An 18,121-nucleotide genomic window follows, 5' to 3' on the forward strand; every position below is an offset into this window, starting at 1 on the left:
GCTTCCCCGGCCTTCGGGCCGGGGAAGCCCCCCTTCGTCGTGACGCGTCGTGCTCAGAGCTCGTACGGGCTCTTCACCGGGAAGTAGGCGCGCAGGAACGCGTCGATGATGCGGGCCTGTTCCTGGTCCGGGACCTCGGCGTCCTGCGACTCGCCGAGGCAGAACACGTCGTGGCCCCGGATCGCCAGCAGCCGCGTCAGCTCCGGGTGCCGTGCGTAGGTGCCGACGTCGATGTACGCGCACCGGATGCTGCTGGGCACCGCGCTGCCCGTCAGGTAGCCGTAGTGGTGGTGCAGCGAGGAGACCATGGAGACGTCCTGCCAGCCGCGCAGGGGGTTCGCCGCAGTGCGGGCCACGCTCTCCGGGAACTCCGTCTCGATCTGCTCCAGGACGCTCTTGCGCAGCGGGTGCGGGGCGTGCGCGAAGCTGTTCGCCACGGTCACCCCGAAGCGGTCCTCAAGCAGCCGGCGGTTGTTCTTCGCCGCGGCGAAGTAGCCCTCGTCCTCCTCGGTGGCCTCCCCGATCGGCACGGTCGTCGGCGTCCAGAAGAAGCGGCTCGTGCCGTTGGGCTGGAAGAACCTCTGCGCGCTGAGCGGCCTGCCGACGAAAACGTCGTCGTTCATGTACAGGAAGTGCTCCGACAGCCCGTCGATGTGGTGCAGTTGGCTCTCGATGGCGTGGGAGTTGAACGTGGGCAGGCAGCTCGCGTCGGTGAAGATGTCCCGGTGCGAGACGACCTCGATGCCCGGGTGCGCGGTGTTCAGCCACTCGGGCGTCTGGTCGTCGGTGACCAGGTAGATCTTCCGGACCCAGGGCGCGAACATCGCGAGCGAGCGCAGGGAGTAGCGCAGCTCGTCCCGGTTGCGGAAGCGTGCCGCCTCGTCCCCGGACGCCTCGGCGTCCAGGCCGAGGGCCGCGCGCCGCTGGGCCCGGCGCTCCTGCCATCGGGGGTCGGAGTCGTCGACCCAGGTGTAGACGGCGTCCACCGGGAAGGTGATGTCGCTGACCAGCTTCTTGGTGAACGGCTCCAGCGTGGGGTACTCCCGGTCCCGCACGCGCAGGCGGGCGTCGGCGGTCAGCGACGGCAGCTTGGGGCCGACCGCGCTCGGCCGCAGCGGCGCGACGAACTGGCCGTCGCCGCCCTCCTCCTCCGGCACCAGGCGCCAGAACTCCACGTCGCAGCCGTAGGCGGGGCCGAAGCGCAGGGTACGGCTGGAGGTGACCACGGGACGGAAGACCCGCAGCCCCCCCACCTCTCCGGCACCTTCCAGGCGTTCGGCCAGGAGCACGCCCGGGGCGTGCGTGCGGGGCTTGAGCAGTTCGGCGTACACCGCCTTGCCCTCGTACTCGGTGGCCAGGGCCTTGCGCACCCGCTCCTGGTGGGTGCTGTCCACCGCCACCCGCTGTCGCGGGGTGTCCTCACGGTCCCGCAGCAGCACGTAGGGGATGTCGTGCTTGTCGAGTGCGGCGATGACCGTCTCGAAGTTCCGCTGCAGGATGTCGGAGCCCTGCAGGTCGTCGCGGACCTCGGAGAGCCGGCCCGCGGCGCGTACCAGGGAACGGTTGGCCGCGCCGATCACGAGCTCACGCGCCCGCTGGTCGCCCGACGACGGGGCGGTGCGGTCCGCGGCGACCGCGGCGTGGAAGCGGCCCGCGCCGCCGTGCGCCACGCGGTGGGCCATGCGGTCGGCCCGCTCCGCCATCCGCTGCGGGTCGTCGCGCCGCAGCACGAGCTCGGTGAACAGTTCCTCCCACTGCTTGACGATGACGTCCGCGGCGAAGCGCGCGGAGCCGTCGTAGGCGTTCTCCCCGTAGGAGCGCAGCAGTTCCTCGTCGCCCATCAGCCGGGAGATCGCCTCGGCGAGCCCGTCGATGTCGTTGGGCGGGACGAGCAGTCCGTCCACGCCGTGCCGGATGATCTCGGCAGGCCCGGTGACGATGTCGTACGCCACCGCCGGGACGCCGGCGGCGAAGGCCTCCAGCAGCACCAGCGGGAAGGCCTCGCCGTCCTGGGACGGCAGCATGGTGAGGCTGGCCTTGGCCCACTCCTCCGTCATGTGCTGGCTCGGCCCGAGGATCTCCACGGCGTCGTGCAGGCCGAGGCCCTGGACCAGGTTGCGCAGCCGGGACATCTGCGGGCCGTCGCCGAAGATGCGCAGCCGCCAGCCCGGATGGTCGGGCAGGGCCTTGGCGAAGGCCTGGATGGCGTGGTCGACCTGCTTGTCGGGCACCAGGCGGCGCGGCATCACGATGCTCTTGCCGGTGAGGCTGGAGCGCGGCCGGAAACCCTCGGGTATCGCGTTCGGGATGGCCGCCAGGCGCGGGGCCGCCTTGCCGAGCGACTCCTCCAGCCACTGCTTCGTGCGCTCGGTCAGCACCACCAGGGCGTCGATCTCGGGAGCGCGCAGCAGCAGCGGCTCGCCGGTGGCGCCGCGCAGCTGCGAGGGCCGGTGCTCCTGCTGGATGGTGATCACCCGGGAGGGCACCAGGTCGGCGACGGCGGACATCAGGGCGGGCGAGGTGGTGATCAGGACGTCCGTGTCGATGGTCCGCAGGGCGCGGTTCATCTCGACGTCGGAGAGGGCGTCGAAGGTGGCCTCCCACTTCGGGCTGATCAGCTCGCTGGGCAGCCCGGCCAGGCGGCGGCACTCCTCGGCGCCGATGCCGCTGTCGCGCACCGGTCGCTCGGTCTTGCCGGTACGGTCCACCAGGTACCGCACCGAGACCCGCTCGTCCACGGAGAAGAAGGGGCGCTCACGCGTCTTGAAGACGCTCAGCACCTCGACGGTGTGCCGGGGCGCGAGGTGCGTCGCCTGGGTGTAGACGGCCTGCTCCGTGCCGCCCATCTCGTCGCCCCAGGTGAGCAGAAAAGTGATCTTCATTGTTGTCAGCATCCAGAAGGAAGGTGGGCCGCACGGAAGGCGAGGCTGCCGATGGGCGTGTAGTACGGGTTGAGTCTGAGCACGGTGCCGCCGTCCTCCCCGGTCAGCAACCGGTACGGCATCCGGAAGACGTCGCCGGGGCTGCGCACCTCGGTACGCCGCCGGGAGATCTTCAGCGACCGGCGACGCGGCCGCCGCAGACGTACGTCGAAGATCTGCTCCTTGGTGCCGAGGTCGCCGAAGTCGGCCGGCTTCAGCGAGCAGACGAAGGTGTCGCCCTGCCAGGTGGCCGGCACGACACGGGCCGCCTTGCCGCCCCTGCGGACGAGTTCGACGTCGCCGCGGCACTCGTCGGCCGGAGCGTTGACGAGCCGGCCCTCCAGTGTCACCTCGGACCAGCCGATCTTCACGGACACGATCTCGGCCTCGGCGTCGTCCCTGCCCACGGACACGTACGCCCGTCCGGTACCCGATGCGATCAGGCGGCAGTAGGTGCCGTCCTCGCGCACCGGCTCGGGAGTCGTGGGCCCGTCGGGCATCAGCCGGGGCGCCTTGGCGAGCGCGTACCGGCGTTCGGTCCCGGCGACGTCGGTGAAGACGACGGACAGCCGCCACTGCCCGGTGGCCAGCAGGAACCTGCGCATTCCCGCGGGCAGTTGCTGGTGCTGGTCGGCGTCCGCCTCCAGCAGGTCGAGGACGGCGGTGCCCTGTGCCTCGACGTGACCGTCGCCGCGCTGGACGAGGGTGAGCGGGATGACGACCGGGGACGAGGATCCGCCCAGCAGCAGGGCGGCCGACGAGGCCGTCACCTCGTCCGGCACGCGGACGCAGAAGTTCAGGGTCCTGCCGTCCAGGAGGGACAGGTGCTCAGCGGTGACCCGCGGCCAGTCGTCGGCGCTCGGCGGTACCAGGACCAGATTGTTCAGGCGCGACCGGGTCGAGCGGACTACGGCATACCCCTTGCGCATCACCTTGTGCGGAGTGGGGAGTTGTCTCATCGGTTGTCTGCACCACGCTCGTAGGGGCTGGGGTAGGGGAAGTACTCGTCCAGGAAGCGCGTCATCAGGGCCTGTTGGCGGCTCAGCTCCGCTTCCGTCGAGGTCGTGTCGTTCAGGCAGAAGACGTGTGCTTCGCGGGTGGCCAGCAGTCGGCCCAGCACCCGCTCCACGCCGGGATTGCCGAGGTCGCAGTAGCGGTACACCAGGTCCTCGCCGGCGATGGAACGCTGGGTGTGGAAGGCGTAGTAGTGGTGCAGCGACGAGGTGACCGACACGTCGTCGGCGCTGCGGAACCTGCTGGTGGCCGTGCGCTGGTGCGCCTCGGGGAACTCCGCCTCGATCTCGTCCAGCACGCTGCGGTGCAGCGCGTGCGGAACGTGCTTCATCTTCCGGAAGATGGTGTCGCCGAAGCGTTCGGCGATGAGCCTGCGGTTGTTCTTGCCGGCGGCCGCCACGGGCGGATCGTCCGGGGACGGTTCGCCGTAGGGAATCAGGGCAGGCGAGAGGTAGAACTTCCCGAGACCGTTGGGCAGGAAGAAGTGCTGCGGAAGGATCTCCTGGCCGAGCATCACGTCGTCGTTGAAGTACAGGAAGTGCTCGGACAGGCCGTCGATGTGGTGCAGTTGGCTCTCGATGGCGTGGGAGTTGAACGTCGGCAGCGCCGCCGGGTCCTTGAATATCTCCTTGTGGCTGACCACTTTGATCCGCGGGTGGTCGGTGTTCAGCCACTCCGGCGTCTGGTCGGCGGTCACCAGGTAGATGTTGCGCACCCAGGGCGCGTAGAGGTGCAGCGAGCGCAGCGAGTAGCGCAGTTCGTCCCGGCTGAGGTAGCGCGCGGCGTTGGCCGCCTCCTCGTGGTACGGCCTGTCGGAGAACGCGGCCCGCTCTTGCAGCCAGTGCGGATCGGAGCCGTCCACCCAGGTGTACACCACGTCGATGGGGAAGGTGCGGCGCCCGATGGCTCCCGCGGCGAAGGCCGGCCGTGTCGTCACCCGCACCGGCTCGCGTTCCGCGGGCAGCGACGTGAAGTCGGTGAACAGGCTCTCGTCCGCCTCGACCGCGGGCTCGTCCACCGGCACCGCCTCGGCGATCCCGTTGCGCCGCGGGGAGACCAGCTCGCCGTCCTCCTGCCGCCAGAACTCGATGTCGCAGCCGTAACGCACCCCCAGCACCAGACGGTTGGTCTGGTCGGTCAGGTACCAGGTGCAGCGGACCACGTCCGCGCCGGCGACGCGTTTCCACGAACCCGGCCCGTAGCCGGGCAGCGCGGAGTCCTCCTGAAGCTGTCTCCCGCGCACCGGAACGACGTAGCCGGGTCTGGCCCGGCAGGCCTGGCGCAGCGCGGTGAGCACACGCTCCCGGTCCTCGGCGCGGACGGCGACCGCGGCCGCGGTGTCGGAGGCGGAGCGCACGCCGAAGTAGTCGACGCCGGCCTCGCGCAGCGCGGCCGTCACCTGCTCGAGATTGGCCCGGCGTGCCTTAAGCGGGATGATGCCGGGTACGACATGGGCGATGCGGGGCGTCCCCGCCACGCTGACGACCGTCCGGTCGTGCCTCGCCAGCAGCTCCCGGTGGCGGCGCGTCACCCGTAGCCGTACCGCCTGCTCCCGAAGCTCGGCCGCGGCGGCGATACGGGCTTTCACCTGCTCTCGCAGATCCGTCCCCACGTGCTCCGCGATCATCCGTCGCGCACCGACTGGAACCGCGCGACGGTACACGCCGACCAAACGTGACGCCTCAGGGTTTCGCACTGTGGGAACTCCCCCTCCGATGGGCTGCCACCCGGTGAACGGCCGCCCGTCAACCACTGCTCAGAATACGGAAATATCAAGTATGCAGTGTGTTTACCTCACGTCTGCATGGTTCCGCACGTCGGCAAGCAGCCAGACATGCCGAAATAACGGGACAAACCGCAGCGAGCGTTGACATAATCACAGCACATGGCGTGTGCACAGCCGCCGCTCAGGACGGCTGGAATCACAACGGCTGGATCAGAACGACGGGATGGACAGCCGGATCGGAACGGCTGGATCAGAACGGCCGGACCGAAACGGCTGGAATCAGAACGGCTCGAAGTCGTCGAACTCCCGCTGCAGCTCGTCCCGTTCGGCCTGCCGGTCCCGGCGTCGCTGCACCGCGGGACGCTGCGCCTCCATACGGTGGTCCTCGCCACGGCGGCCCAGCATCTCCGCACCGGCCATGACGGTCGGCTCCCAGTCGAAGACGACGGCGTTCTCCTCGGGACCGATCGCCACGCCGTCCCCGGCCCTGGCGCCGGCCTTGACCAGCTCCTCCTCCACGCCGAGCCGGTTGAGCCGGTCCGCGAGATAGCCGACCGCCTCGTCGTTGTTGAAGTCGGTCTGCCGCACCCAGCGCTCCGGCTTCTCACCGCGCACCCGGAACAGCCCGTCGTCCTCGCGTACGACGGTGAAGCCCGCGTCGTCCACGGCCTTGGGCCGGATGACGATCCGCGTCGACTCCTCCTTCGGCCGGGCGGCCCGCGCCTGCGCGACCAGCTCGGCCAACGCGTACGACAGCTCCTTCAGCCCGGTCCGCGCCACCGCCGACACCTCGAACACGCGGTAGCCGCGCGCCTCCAGGTCCGGCCGCACCATCTCGGCCAGGTCCAGGCCGTCCGGTACGTCGATCTTGTTCAGCACGACGATCCGCGGCCGGTTGTCGAGGCCGCCGTACTCCCGCAGCTCCGCCTCGATGACGTCCAGGTCGGAGACGGGGTCACGGTCGGACTCCAGCGTCGCCGTGTCCAGGACGTGCACCAGCACGCTGCACCGCTCCACGTGCCGCAGGAACTCCAGGCCCAGCCCCTTGCCCTGGCTGGCGCCCGGGATCAGCCCGGGGACGTCCGCGATGGTGTACACGGTCGAACCGGCGGTGACCACACCGAGGTTCGGCACCAGCGTGGTGAAGGGGTAGTCGGCGATCTTCGGCTTGGCGGCGCTGAGCACGGAGATCAGCGACGACTTGCCCGCGCTCGGGTATCCCACGAGCGCCACGTCGGCGACGGTCTTGAGCTCCAGTACGACGTCCTGCACGTCCCCCGGCTCACCGAGCAGCGCGAACCCGGGCGCCTTGCGGCGGGCGGAGGCCAGCGCGGCGTTGCCGAGCCCGCCCCGGCCGCCCTGCGCGGCGACGTAGGAGGTGCCGTGCCCGACCAGGTCGGCGAGGACGTTGCCCGCCTTGTCCAGCACCACGGTGCCGTCCGGCACCGGCAGCACCAGGTCCTGGCCGTCCTTGCCGGAGCGGTTACCGCCCTCGCCGGGCTTGCCGTTGGTGGCCTTGCGGTGCGGGGAGTGGTGGTAGTCGAGCAGGGTGGTGATCGACTGGTCGACGGTGAGGATCACGTCCCCACCGCGCCCGCCGTTGCCGCCGTCGGGCCCGCCGAGCGGCTTGAACTTCTCACGGTGAACGGAGGCACAGCCGTGGCCTCCGTTACCCGCGGCGACATGCAGTTCGACGCGGTCCACGAAGGTGGTCATGGGTTGTGCCTCCAGTTACGTACGGGAATGTCTTCTGATCAACACGCGAAAGGCGGACCCGCTTCCCGTGAGGGAAGTGAGGTCCGCCTCGCGAAAGCTTCCGATCAGGCGACCGGAACGATGTTCACGACCTTGCGGCCACGGTGGGTACCGAACTCCACCGCACCGGCCTGCAGCGCGAACAGCGTGTCGTCGCCGCCACGGCCGACGCCGGCGCCCGGGTGGAAGTGGGTGCCACGCTGACGGACCAGGATCTCGCCCGCGTTGACGACCTGACCGCCGAAGCGCTTCACGCCGAGGCGCTGAGCGTTGGAGTCACGACCGTTACGGGTGGACGATGCGCCCTTCTTGTGTGCCATCTCTCCTCAGTCCCTTACTTCGCAGCCGCGGGGATCTCAGTGACCTTGATCGCCGTGTACTGCTGGCGGTGGCCCTGACGACGGCGGTAGCCGGTCTTGTTCTTGTAGCGCAGAATGTCGATCTTCTGGCCCTTGTGGTGGTCCACGACCTCGGCCTGGACCTTGATGCCGGCCAGCACCCACGGGTCGCTGGTCACAGCGTCGCCGTCGACAACGAGCAGGGTCGAGAGCTCGACCGTGTCGCCAACCTTGGCAGTGGAAATCTTGTCAACCTCAACGATGTCGCCGACAGCAACCTTGTGCTGACGACCACCGCTGCGCACGATGGCGTACACGCGGATCTCTCTTTCGCTCGGAGAACGGCACCCCCGCAGGCCAGCCGCCGAACACGGGCGGCCTCTCCCGGTGGCCCGGGAGGAAGAGGTTTACGGGGATGTGGCGGGTCAGTGGACACGCCGACGGTCAAGGTTACGGGGCCCGGCTTGAGGGGTCAAACCGGGCCCCGTCAGGTCAGTCCTCCGTCGAGGCCGAGACGGACGACACCTTCTGCTCGGCCGCCGCGGTCTTCTTCGACGTGGCCTTCTTGGCGGCGGCCGTCTTGGTGGCGGTGGACTTCGCCGCCTTCTTGGCCGTCGCCTTCTTCGCGGCCGTCTTCTTGGCCGCGGTCTTCTTGGTGGCGGCCTTCTTCGCCGTGGCCTTCTTGGCCGTCTTACGGGCCGTCTTCTTGGCCGGGGCGGACTCCTCGGCCTCGATGTCGACGGCCTCGGCGGCGGCCTCCTTGGCCTCCACGAGAGCCTGCTCGGCCTCCTGGGCGGCCTGCTCCGCGACCGGCGCCTGCGCCTGCGTCTCCGCCGACGGCACGACCACCACGGCCGCCTCCGCCGGAGCGGTCGGCGCGGTGGCCTTGCGGACCGCACGGCGGCGCGGACGGGCCGGGGCGGCGGCCTCGGCGGGCGTCTCCGCGGGCGTCGGCACCTCCGGCGTCTCCGCCACGGCGGGCGCGGTCTCGGCGACCGTGACCACCGCCGCCTCCGCCGACGCCGCCGGCGGCGAACCGGCCGGCGCGCTCACCTTGCGGGTCGCCCGGCGGCGCGTACGGCCCTTGGGCGCGGCCTCCTCGGCGGGGGCCTCCGCGGGGGCCGGGGCCTCGACCACCGGGTCCTCGACGGCCACGGGCTCGGCGTGCGCCTGGGCGGCCGGCTCCGGCTGCACCGGACGCGCGGCCTCCTCCTCGGCCGTCACTTCCTGAGCCGTGGGCGCCGGTACGCCGGCCCCGTCGGCCCCGCTCTTCGGCGCGGGCGCGCCCGCAGGAGCCGACACCCGACGGCTCGCCCGGCGCCGCGAACGGCCGCGCGACACCGCGGCCTCCGCCTCGGCGACGCTGCTGTACAGCTCCTCGTCCGGCTGGAACTCCGGCGCGGGGAGCGCCACCGGCTCGGCGACCTCGGCCGCGACCTCGGCCTCGGTCTCCGCCTCCTCCTCGGCGGTCACGCCGGTCTCGACGATCTCGCCGACGACGACCTCGTGCGTCTCCGGCTGCTCGGCACCGGCCCGCGCGCGCTTCTTGCGCTTGCCGCCGCCACCGGCGGCCGCCGCGTGGTCGAGGTGCACGATGACACCGCGGCCGTTGCAGTGGACGCAGGTCTCGGAGAACGACTCCAGCAGGCCCTGGCCGACCCGCTTGCGGGTCATCTGGACCAGACCCAGCGAGGTCACCTCGGCGACCTGGTGCTTCGTACGGTCCCGGCCCAGGCACTCCAGCAGGCGCCGCAGCACCAGGTCCCGGTTGGACTCCAGCACCATGTCGATGAAGTCGATGACGATGATGCCGCCGAGGTCGCGCAGCCGCAGCTGACGGACGATCTCCTCGGCCGCCTCCAGGTTGTTCCTGGTGACCGTCTCCTCCAGGTTGCCGCCCTGGCCGGTGAACTTGCCGGTGTTGACGTCGACGACGACCATCGCCTCGGTCCGGTCGATCACCAGCGAACCGCCACTCGGCAGCCAGACCTTGCGGTCCAGCGCCTTGGCGAGCTGCTCGTCGATCCGGTACGTGGCGAAGACGTCGACCTCGCTGGTCCACTTCTGCAGCCGCCCGGCGAGATCCGGCGCCACATGGGCGACGTACCCGTGGATGGTCTCCCAGGCGTTCGGACCGCTCACGACGACCTTGGAGAAGTCCTCGTTGAAGATGTCCCGGACCACCCGGACGGTCATGTCCGGCTCGCCGTACAGCAGCGTCGGCGCGTTGCCGTTCTTGGACTTCTTCTGGATGTCCTCCCACTGCGCCTGCAGCCGTTCGACATCGCGGCGCAGTTCGTCCTCGCTCGCGCCCTCGGCGGCGGTGCGCACGATGACGCCCGCGTCCTCGGGGACGATCTTCTTGAGGATGGTCTTCAGCCGCGCCCGCTCGGTGTCGGGCAGCTTGCGGCTGATGCCGGTCATGGAGCCCTCGGGCACGTACACGAGGTAGCGGCCCGGGAGGGAGACCTGACTGGTGAGGCGGGCGCCCTTGTGGCCGATCGGGTCCTTCGTCACCTGGACGAGGACCGACTGGCCCGACTTCAGGGCGGACTCGATGCGGCGCGGCCCGTTGGCCATGCCCAGCGCCTCGAAGTTGACCTCACCCGCGTACAGGACGGCGTTGCGGCCCTTGCCGATGTCGATGAAGGCGGCCTCCATCGACGGCAGCACGTTCTGCACCTTGCCGAGGTAGACGTTGCCGACGTACGAGGTCGACTGCTCCTTGTTGACGTAGTGCTCGACGAGCACACCGTCCTCCAGGACGCCGATCTGCGTACGGTCGCCGTTCTGCCGGACGACCATCACGCGCTCGACGGCCTCGCGCCGGGCCAGGAACTCGGCCTCGGTGATGATCGGAACACGGCGACGGCCCTGCTCACGGCCCTCACGGCGGCGCTGCTTCTTGGCCTCCAGACGCGTGGAGCCCTTGATCGACTGCACCTCGTCGGACGGCTCGGCCTTCGGACGGGGCTCGCGGACCTTGACGACCGTGCGCTCGGGGTCGTCGTCGGACGGCTCGGTGTCGGGGGTGGTGTCCCCGGCCCGGCGGCGACGGCGACGGCGACGACGGCTGCTGGTGGAACCCCCGGTCTCCCCGGCGGCCCGGTCCTCCTCCTCGGCGTCCTCCTCGACCTGCTCAGCGGTGTCCTCGGCGTCCTGCGCGGCCTGCTCAGCGGCGAGTTCGTCGGTGTCACCCTCGGCGAAGTCGCCGGACTCGCCCCGGCGGCGACGCCGGCCACCCCGACGACGACGGCGACGCGAACCGGTCTCCTCGCCCTCCTCGTCCTCGACGACGGGCTCGGCGGCCTCCTCGGCCTCCTCCGCCTCTTCGTCCACTGCGGTCTCGACGGCCTGCGCCTCGGTCTCCTCCGCGCCTGCGGCACCCCGGCGCCGGCGGCGACGCCGCGACCCGGTCGGCTCCTCGGGGTACTCCTCGGCCTCGGGGGCCTCCTCCGCCGCTTCGGCGGCCGCCTCGGCGGCGGCCCGCTCGGGCGTCTGGAACTTCGGCTCGGTGAACACCGGCGGCTGGAACACCGCGACCGCGGGCCGCGCCGGCGGAAGCGGCGCCTCGGCCCCGGCGGTCTCCGGCTGCGCGGGCGCGGCGAAACCGGTCGCCGCCTTCCGCACGACCCGGCGCCGCGCACGACGCGGCGCACCACCCTGGTCACCGGCGGCCTCGGCAACCTCCTGGGCCGGGGCGGGCACGGCGGCCTCCTCGGTTACGGCGGGCTGCGCGGCCTCGGCGGGCTGGGTTACGGCGGGCTGCTCGGCCCGCACGGGCTCGGCGGCCTCGGCGGCCTTGGCAGCGGCAGGCTCGGCGGGCGCCTCCGCCGTACCCCGACGGCGACGCGTACGACGCGGGGCGGCACCCTCGTCGCCCTGCTCGGCGACGGGCTCGACGGCCTTGCCCGCAACGACCTCTGCCGTCTCGGCAGGCGCCGACACCCGGCGCGTGGCCCGGCGGCGGGCCCGGCGCGGAGCGGCCTCCTCAGTGGCCTCCTCGAACTGCTCGGCAGCGGCGGCCTCGGCCTGCGGCTCAGCGGCGGGCGCCTCGGCGACTACCTCCTGCTGTACGACCTCGGCGGCGGCCTCCTGCTGTACGGCCTCGGCGACAGCCTCCTCCTGCACGGCCTCGGCGGCGGCCGGAGCCCCGGCGGGCGCGGACACCCGGCGGGTCGCCCGCCGACGCGTACGCCCGGCAGGCGCGGCCTCCTCGACCGGCGCGGTCTCTTCAGCGGCCGCAGCGGCGTCGGGCGCCTCAGCGCTCACGGACGCGGCAGCGGCGGGTACGACGGCCTCGGGGGCCTCGGTGGACGGGACCCCAGCAGGCGCCGACACCCGGCGTGTGGCCCGGCGGCGGCGCGGCGGAGCGGGCTCCTCGACGACATGGGCGACGGCGCTCTCGTCCACCGGCTCGGCGGTGGCCTGAGCGGCAACCGGCACGACCGTCTCGACGGCCTCGGCGGACGCGGGCGACCCGGCAGGCGCGGAGGCCCGACGGGTCACACGGCGACGTGCACGCCCAGCAGGCGCTGGCTCCTCAATCGCCTCGGCACTCTCGGAAATGCCCTCAGTCTCAGAAACCTCAACAGCCTCCTCAACCTCCCCGGCCTCCTCAGCAGCCGCAGAGGAGAGGTCGGTAGCGGCCAGGTCGGCAGCTTCGGCAGAGGCCAGGTCGCCCGAGGTGAGATCGGCGGCGGCAGCGGCCGGTATGGCCGGCGCGACGGTCTCCGCCGTCGCCTCGGACGTGGTGGCGGGCGGACCCGCCGGTCGGGAAGCGGCACGGCGCCGCCGCGGCGGCAGGGTGTCGCTTGGTGTGTTCAGTTCGGAACCCTCAGTGGGTTCGATCGGCTCGAGCATGCGGGCGTTTCTCCCGTCAGGCTCCCGGGCGCCGCACCTGGTCCGGCGGTGATGCCGGTGACGTCCGCGGCTCGCGCGATGCGCGACTGCCGCCGTCCGGGGCGCGGGCGCCGCACGGGAGCTCTCTGTTGTCCTGTCTCGCCGGTTCCGTACGCCGTGTTGCGAACGGCCTGGCGAAAGTCTTCTGGTCGGTGCGCTGCCCGACCCAGGTGGCTCCCGAGTACGAGGGCGGCGCTACGACGTCCGTCCTACGCGGGGACCGCCTCGCGGTCAGGCGCGAGCGGGTCTGTCACCGTGCCGGTCTCTTCATCGAACAGCCCCTGCGCCAGCCTGGTCACCGCTGCGGGGACCGGCGGCGCCAGGTCGGCCACGGCGCGGAGACCGGACAGGACGTCGTCGGGTCGTACGGCAGGCGTCACGTGCCGAACAACCAGCCGCAGTATCGCACAGGGCTGGTCGGTCGGCCTATCAGCCTGCGAAGTGTGCTCTTCGGTTGTCTCCAGTGTCTCAAGGCTCGCGACCGCCGGGCGGGCGTCGAAGGTGCGGACGCCGTTCTTGGTCAGTCGCTGCACCTCGACGGCCTCGGCCGCGTTGAACGCGGCCACGGCGCGCGCGGCGTCGGCCGGGTCCACGCCGTCCAGCCGCAGCTCCCAGACGGAGGCCGTCAGCCGGTCGGCGAGCCCCGAGGTGCGGGCCTCGACCGCCTCGACGATGTCGAGCCCGGCGGGCAGCGACTCGTCGAGCAGGATCCTGAGCTGCTCCGGATCGCGCGTTTCGGTGAGCGCGATCTCCAGGTACTCCGCCTCACTGCCCGTGCCGGTGGGTGCGGCATTGGCGTACGACACCTTCGGGTGCGGGGTGAACCCCGCCGAGTACGCCATCGGCACCTCGGCGCGGCGCAGCGCACGCTCGAAGGCGCGCTGGAAGTCACGGTGGCTGGTGAACCGGAGGCGGCCGCGCTTGGTGTAGCGCAGTCGGACGCGCTGCACCGTGGGTGCCGGCGGCGGGCCTTCGGGCTGTCGCTTGCCCAGTGTCGTTCAATCCTTCGTGAGTGCGGTCGTACTGCTACCAAGAGTACGTGTGTCGGCGGCCGCGGGTTCCCGCCGGACCGTCGCCCGCGGCTGCCGGGGCTCGCCGAAGAGCATCCGCCGGACGTCGGCCCGCGCCTGCCGCACGCTGTCCCGTGCGGACGCCAGCGCCTGCCGTGCGGCCCGCCCCGCGGCGCGCAGCGCCTCGCCCACCGGCCGCAGGACGGCGTCCCGGATCACATGTCCGACGGGCGTGAGCACGCGCGCGTACGCCCATCGCACCGGCTCCACGAAGATCCATCGCAAGAGCGTCACGAGGAACCGCCCGACGGCGAGCGAGATGTGCCCCGCCACCCGCCAGGCATGCCCGAGGGCGGCCCCGATCTCCCGTCCGACGACCGCGAGCACGTGCCCGACGGGCACCAGCACCCACCGCCACAGGGCGAGCGCGGGCAGCACGAACAGGATCCGGCAGGTCCAGTACAGGGCCATGCCGATCCCCGTGAGGATCATGCGCACGAGCCACAGGAGCCCGTTCGCGCACCACACGATCGCCCGCCCGACCGGCGCGATGACCCACTCGTACAGCCAGGTGGCGGGTACGACGAGGAGGTACCGCAGCAGCCAGGTCACGGCGGTGAACACACCGATCCCCACGGCGGCGAGCACCGCGCCGACGCCCTTCAGGACCCACATGATCCCGTGCCCCACGGGCGTGAGCACGCGCGCGTACACCCACCCCAGCCCGGCCGCGATCCCCCGCCCGACCCAGGCGATGGCATGGCCGACCGGCGTCAGGACGTACCGGTACAGCCACCCGCACGGCGCGACGATCAGTACGTTCCCGAGCCAGGCCAGCGCCCGGCCCACCGGCACCAGCACCCACCGCCACAGCGCCACGAACGGCCACACGAACACCGCTCGCCCGAGCCACAGCAGCGCGCGCCCGAGCGGCCTGAGCACCGTGTCGTCGAGGAACCGCCCGGCGACGACGAGCGCGTCCCACACCATGCGCACCGGGAGGACGACGACGAGCGTGACGATCCGCACCGGAACGCGGATCGCGACCACGAGGCACCCGTCAGGTGGCTGCTGAGCAGGCGGCTTTTCCAGATCCATACCGGCGTAGACGCCACAGCCGCCGGTCTGGATCCACACCTTTCCCCAACCCTCTCAACCCGCACTCTCATTCAAAAACTGCCGTTCGAAACTGCCGAGCGAAGAGATACATGCGGAGGTTTTGGGACACACGGGGGTTGATGATGGTTGGTGATGATATGCCCGAAAACGAGAGAGTCTCGGCCGCCGAGGCGATGCGGCAGGCGACCGAGCAGCTCACGGAGCTGCTGGGCCGGCGCCCGGAATCCGTTTCCGCTCTGAAGCCGACGGACGACGGCTGGGAGGCCGAGGTCGAGGTCGTCGAGCTGGAACGCATCCCCGAGACCACGAGCGTGCTGGCCAGCTACGAGGTCGCCCTGGACCCGGCCGGCCAACTGCTGGCCTACAAACGCGGGCGGCGCTACACGCGCGCCCAGATCGACCGGAACGAAGGGAGCAGATCGTGACTGTGACGCCGGGCGGCGGCGCAGTGCCCGCCCCCACACAGGGCTCCGGGAACCTCTACGACGTACTGGAGTTGGTCCTGGACCGCGGTCTGGTGATCGACGCCTTCGTGCGCGTGTCCCTCGTCGGAATCGAGCTGGCCAAGGTCGACGCCCGTGTCGTCGTGGCCAGCGTGGACACGTATCTGCGCTTCGCCGAGGCGTGCAACCGGCTGGACCTCGAATCGGGCCGCAAGGCCCCGGCCCAGCTGCCCGACGTGATGGAGCGCGTCACCGAGGGCGGCGCCAAGGGCAAGAGCAAGGGCGCGCTGAGCGGCGCCGTGGAAGCGTTCACGGACTCCCTTCAGAAGGGCCGCCGTGACGAGATCGAAAGCGGTGAACGACCTCGGCGCGGCAAGGAGGAGCGGCGGGAGCGGGAGCGCGAACCCGTCGAGCGCGGTGCGGAGCGCCGTTCCTCGAAGGAACGCGAGGAGCGCGAGGAGCGCGAGGAGTGAGCGATGTCGCTGTACGTGTACGCCATCACCAAGGCCTCGCATCCGCTGCGGCTCGACGACCTCGACGGCGTCGGCGAGTCGCACTCCGAGCTGCATGTGGTGCGCGGCGACTCGCTGTGCGCCGTCGTCAGCGAGGCCCCGGAGGACCTGTCGGTCGCCCGGCGGGACCTGGAGGCACACCACGCGGTGCAGGAGCGGCTGTGGTCCGACGGCGTCTCGCTGCCGCTGGGCTTCGGATTCGTCGCCCAGGACGAGGACGCCGTACGCGCCGTGCTGGAACAGGGCGCCGAGCAATACGCCCAGCGGCTGGCCGAACTCGCCGACCGGGTGGAGTTCAACGTCAAGGGCGTGCAGGACGAGGACACGCTGCTGCGGCAGATCGTCGAAGAGTCCGACCGGATACGTGAGTTGAACGAGGCGACCCGCGAGGGCCGCGGAAGTCCCGAGCAGCGGCTGGAACTCGGACAGCTCGTCGCCGCGGAAGTGCAGAGCCGCCAGGACGCGCTCGCCGCGCAGATCGTCGCCGCGCTGCGACCGCTGGTGTACGCGGAGAGCCTGTCGCCGCCCTCCGAGCAGTACTTCGTCAACGCGTCGTTCCTCGTGGACCGCGGCAAGTCCGAGGAGTTCACGGACTCCTGCGGGGAGCTGACCGAGCAACTGCCCGAGGGAGTCGAGCTACGGCTCCAGGGGCCACTGCCGCCGTACAGCTTCGCCTGACCCCGGCTGACGGCACCGGGCCGAACGACACAAGGAGGCACCGTGGGACTGGTCTTCGAGGTCCTGGCACTGCCCCTCGCTCCGGTGCGGGGCGTGGGCTGGGTGCTGGACAAGGTCGTACAGGCCGCGGAGCACGAGTACTACGACCCCACCCCCGTACAGGCGGCGCTCGCCGACCTGGAGCGGGCGCGGACCGAGGGCCGTATCGACGAGGAGGACTTCGCGGCACGCGAGGAGGAGCTGTTGCGGCGGCTGGAGGAGATCAGGCTGTACCAGCTCGGAAAGACGGCATCATGAACAACGCCAAGATCGGAACCGCCCTCATCGGCGGCTATCTGCTGGGCCGCAGGAAGAAGGGCAAGGCCGCCCTGGGGCTCGCCCTGGCGATGGCCGCCAGGCGGGCGAAGGCCGGGGACCTCGCCGAGGCCCTCACCCCCGTGCTCGGCAACCTCAACCGGCAGGCCCGCACCGAACTGGCGAGCGCGACCAAGGCCGCGGTGGGTTCGGTGGTCAACGCCCAGGCCGACCACCTGGCCGATGCCCTGCACCGACGCACCCTCGGCCTGCAGGGGCAACGGGGGGACGAGGACCGCGAGGACGAGGAGCCGCGCGAGGAGGAGCCGCGCGAGGAGGAGGAGCCACCGCGCGAGGCTGAGGAGCCCCATGAGGCTCGGGAGCGGCGTGAGGCGGAGGAGGAGCGGCCCAGGACCAAGAAGGCGGCACACCGCCCCTCGTCCCGGCCGCGAGTGAGGGAGTCGGACGATGACTGACGACAAGGCGTCCGGACGCGGCTCGCCGACCGGTACCGGAGCCCTGAAGAGCCCGGGCGCGAACAGGTTGGTGGAGGAACTGGGGGCCTACGCCGAGGCACGCCTGGAACGGGTGCTGACCGGCGTGGGACACAAGATGGGCGAGGCGGCGAACCGGCTCGGCTCCGCCCATGTGGGCCCCGGCCCTCTCGTGCACGCCCTCGGCAAGGGCGGCAAGGTGCTCGGCGGACAGGTCGCGTCCCAGGCCAAGGAGACCGCCGTACACGCCAAGGACACCGTGGCGGACAAGGTCAAGGAGGCCACCGGCAAGAAGCACGGGCCGCCGCGCGACGGCGGGCCCAAGAGCATCACCATCATCGAGGACATCGACGTCGGTGTTCCGGTGCGCGAGGCGTACAACCAGTGGACGCAGTTCACGGAGTTCGGCCGGTTCACCAAGGGCGTGGTCGACGTCGAACAGAAGGACGACACCACGACCCAGTGGCAGGTGAAGATCGCCAAGGCGAGCCGGGCGTGGACCGGGACGATCACGGAGCAGGTGCCCGACGAGCGGATCGCCTGGACGTCCGAGGGGTCCAAGGGCACCACCAGGGGCGTGGTCACCTTCCACCCGGTGGCCGAGAACCTCACCAAGGTGCTGCTGGTCCTCGACTACTTCCCCAAGGGTTTCGTCGAGAAGACCGCGAACCTCTGGCGGGCCCAGGGCCGCCGTACCCGGCTGGATCTGAAGCTCTTCCGCAAGTTCGTGATGCTGCGCGGCGAGGCGACGGGTGGCTGGCGCGGGGAGATCCGCGAGGGCGAAGTGGTCCGCGGCCCGGACGAGGAGCCCGAGGAGGAGCGCCGCGAGGCCCGTGCGGAGGAGGAGAAGGAGCGGCCCCGCGAGGAGGAGCGCCGCGAGGCCCGTGCGGAGGAGGAGAAGGAGCGGCCCCGTGA

General features: G+C 71.3%; 15 protein-coding genes. 6 read left to right on the forward strand and 9 right to left on the reverse strand.

Annotated elements, in window-relative coordinates; genetic code table 11:
• Window positions 1-53: 53 nt before the first annotated feature.
• From SSP24_RS18285 to SSP24_RS18325, 9 genes are all read right to left on the reverse strand, one after another.
• On the reverse strand, window positions 54-2,882 hold the full coding sequence (locus SSP24_RS18285) for a stealth family protein (RefSeq protein WP_141310692.1): 2,829 nt from the start codon (window positions 2,880-2,882) through the stop codon (window positions 54-56).
• Between the two features lie 5 nt (window positions 2,883-2,887).
• Window positions 2,888-3,880, reverse strand: a complete 993-nt coding sequence (locus SSP24_RS18290; RefSeq protein WP_141310694.1) for a hypothetical protein — start codon at window positions 3,878-3,880, stop codon at window positions 2,888-2,890.
• Entirely contained in the window at window positions 3,877-5,631 is a 1,755-nt protein-coding gene (locus tag SSP24_RS18295) for a stealth family protein (protein ID WP_141310696.1), read from the reverse strand. The genes SSP24_RS18290 and SSP24_RS18295 overlap by 4 nt, the downstream gene beginning before the upstream one ends.
• 309 nt (window positions 5,632-5,940) lie before the next feature.
• The gene (gene obgE, locus SSP24_RS18300; protein WP_141310698.1) at window positions 5,941-7,377 is read right to left on the reverse strand and encodes a GTPase ObgE; all 1,437 of its coding nucleotides are present in this window, start codon (window positions 7,375-7,377) and stop codon (window positions 5,941-5,943) included.
• A gap of 104 nt (window positions 7,378-7,481) precedes the next feature.
• On the reverse strand, window positions 7,482-7,736 hold the full coding sequence (gene rpmA, locus SSP24_RS18305) for a 50S ribosomal protein L27 (RefSeq protein WP_023550764.1): 255 nt from the start codon (window positions 7,734-7,736) through the stop codon (window positions 7,482-7,484).
• A gap of 14 nt (window positions 7,737-7,750) precedes the next feature.
• A complete protein-coding gene (gene rplU, locus SSP24_RS18310; RefSeq protein WP_004931419.1) occupies window positions 7,751-8,071 on the reverse strand; it encodes a 50S ribosomal protein L21 in 321 nt (106 codons plus the stop codon).
• Window positions 8,072-8,246: 175 nt separating this feature from the next.
• Entirely contained in the window at window positions 8,247-12,617 is a 4,371-nt protein-coding gene (locus tag SSP24_RS18315; protein WP_141310700.1) for an Rne/Rng family ribonuclease, read from the reverse strand.
• 248 nt (window positions 12,618-12,865) lie between these two features.
• Window positions 12,866-13,606 (reverse strand): TIGR03936 family radical SAM-associated protein, encoded by a 741-nt coding sequence (locus SSP24_RS18320; RefSeq protein WP_141310702.1) that lies wholly within the window; start codon window positions 13,604-13,606, stop codon window positions 12,866-12,868.
• 48 nt (window positions 13,607-13,654) lie between these two features.
• Window positions 13,655-14,764: a hypothetical protein gene (locus tag SSP24_RS18325; RefSeq protein WP_141310721.1), complete on the reverse strand. Its 1,110-nt coding sequence runs from the start codon at window positions 14,762-14,764 to the stop codon at window positions 13,655-13,657.
• A gap of 140 nt (window positions 14,765-14,904) precedes the next feature.
• Between SSP24_RS18325 and SSP24_RS18330 the strand changes: the two genes are divergently transcribed.
• From SSP24_RS18330 to SSP24_RS18355, 6 genes are all read left to right on the forward strand, one after another.
• Window positions 14,905-15,210, forward strand: a complete 306-nt coding sequence (locus SSP24_RS18330) for a gas vesicle protein GvpO (protein ID WP_229865419.1) — start codon at window positions 14,905-14,907, stop codon at window positions 15,208-15,210.
• Window positions 15,207-15,701 carry a gas vesicle structural protein GvpA gene (locus tag SSP24_RS18335; protein ID WP_141310706.1) on the forward strand — a complete coding sequence of 165 codons (495 nt, stop codon included), beginning with the start codon at window positions 15,207-15,209 and terminating at the stop codon, window positions 15,699-15,701. The genes SSP24_RS18330 and SSP24_RS18335 overlap by 4 nt, the downstream gene beginning before the upstream one ends.
• Window positions 15,702-15,704: 3 nt before the next feature.
• Window positions 15,705-16,418: a GvpL/GvpF family gas vesicle protein gene (locus tag SSP24_RS18340; protein WP_141310707.1), complete on the forward strand. Its 714-nt coding sequence runs from the start codon at window positions 15,705-15,707 to the stop codon at window positions 16,416-16,418.
• A 42-nt stretch (window positions 16,419-16,460) separates the two neighbouring features.
• Window positions 16,461-16,715, forward strand: coding sequence for a gas vesicle protein GvpG (locus SSP24_RS18345; RefSeq protein WP_141310708.1), 255 nt, complete (start codon window positions 16,461-16,463; stop codon window positions 16,713-16,715).
• A complete protein-coding gene (locus SSP24_RS18350) occupies window positions 16,712-17,188 on the forward strand; it encodes a hypothetical protein (protein ID WP_141310709.1) in 477 nt (158 codons plus the stop codon). The genes SSP24_RS18345 and SSP24_RS18350 overlap by 4 nt, the downstream gene beginning before the upstream one ends.
• On the forward strand, window positions 17,181-18,121 hold a 941-nt coding region (locus SSP24_RS18355), incomplete at its 3' end, for an SRPBCC family protein (protein ID WP_141310710.1). The genes SSP24_RS18350 and SSP24_RS18355, both read left to right, overlap by 8 nt.

Origin of the sequence: Streptomyces spinoverrucosus (assembly GCF_006539505.1) — a bacterium.
Lineage (GTDB): Bacteria > Actinomycetota > Actinomycetes > Streptomycetales > Streptomycetaceae > Streptomyces > Streptomyces spinoverrucosus.

Bases quoted from the DNA above. Each gene is read 5' to 3' on its own strand.
- SSP24_RS18285 (WP_141310692.1), bottom strand. From the start codon at position 2,882: ATGAAGATCACTTTTCTGCTCACCTGGGGCGACGAGATGGGCGGCACG.
- SSP24_RS18290 (WP_141310694.1), bottom strand. From the start codon at position 3,880: ATGAGACAACTCCCCACTCCGCACAAGGTGATGCGCAAGGGGTATGCC.
- obgE (WP_141310698.1), bottom strand. From the start codon at position 7,377: ATGACCACCTTCGTGGACCGCGTCGAACTGCATGTCGCCGCGGGTAAC.
- rpmA (WP_023550764.1), bottom strand. From the start codon at position 7,736: ATGGCACACAAGAAGGGCGCATCGTCCACCCGTAACGGTCGTGACTCC.
- SSP24_RS18315 (WP_141310700.1), bottom strand. From the start codon at position 12,617: ATGCTCGAGCCGATCGAACCCACTGAGGGTTCCGAACTGAACACACCA.
- SSP24_RS18325 (WP_141310721.1), bottom strand. From the start codon at position 14,764: ATGGATCTGGAAAAGCCGCCTGCTCAGCAGCCACCTGACGGGTGCCTC.
- SSP24_RS18330 (WP_229865419.1), top strand. From the start codon at position 14,905: ATGATGGTTGGTGATGATATGCCCGAAAACGAGAGAGTCTCGGCCGCC.
- SSP24_RS18340 (WP_141310707.1), top strand. From the start codon at position 15,705: ATGTCGCTGTACGTGTACGCCATCACCAAGGCCTCGCATCCGCTGCGG.
- SSP24_RS18350 (WP_141310709.1), top strand. From the start codon at position 16,712: ATGAACAACGCCAAGATCGGAACCGCCCTCATCGGCGGCTATCTGCTG.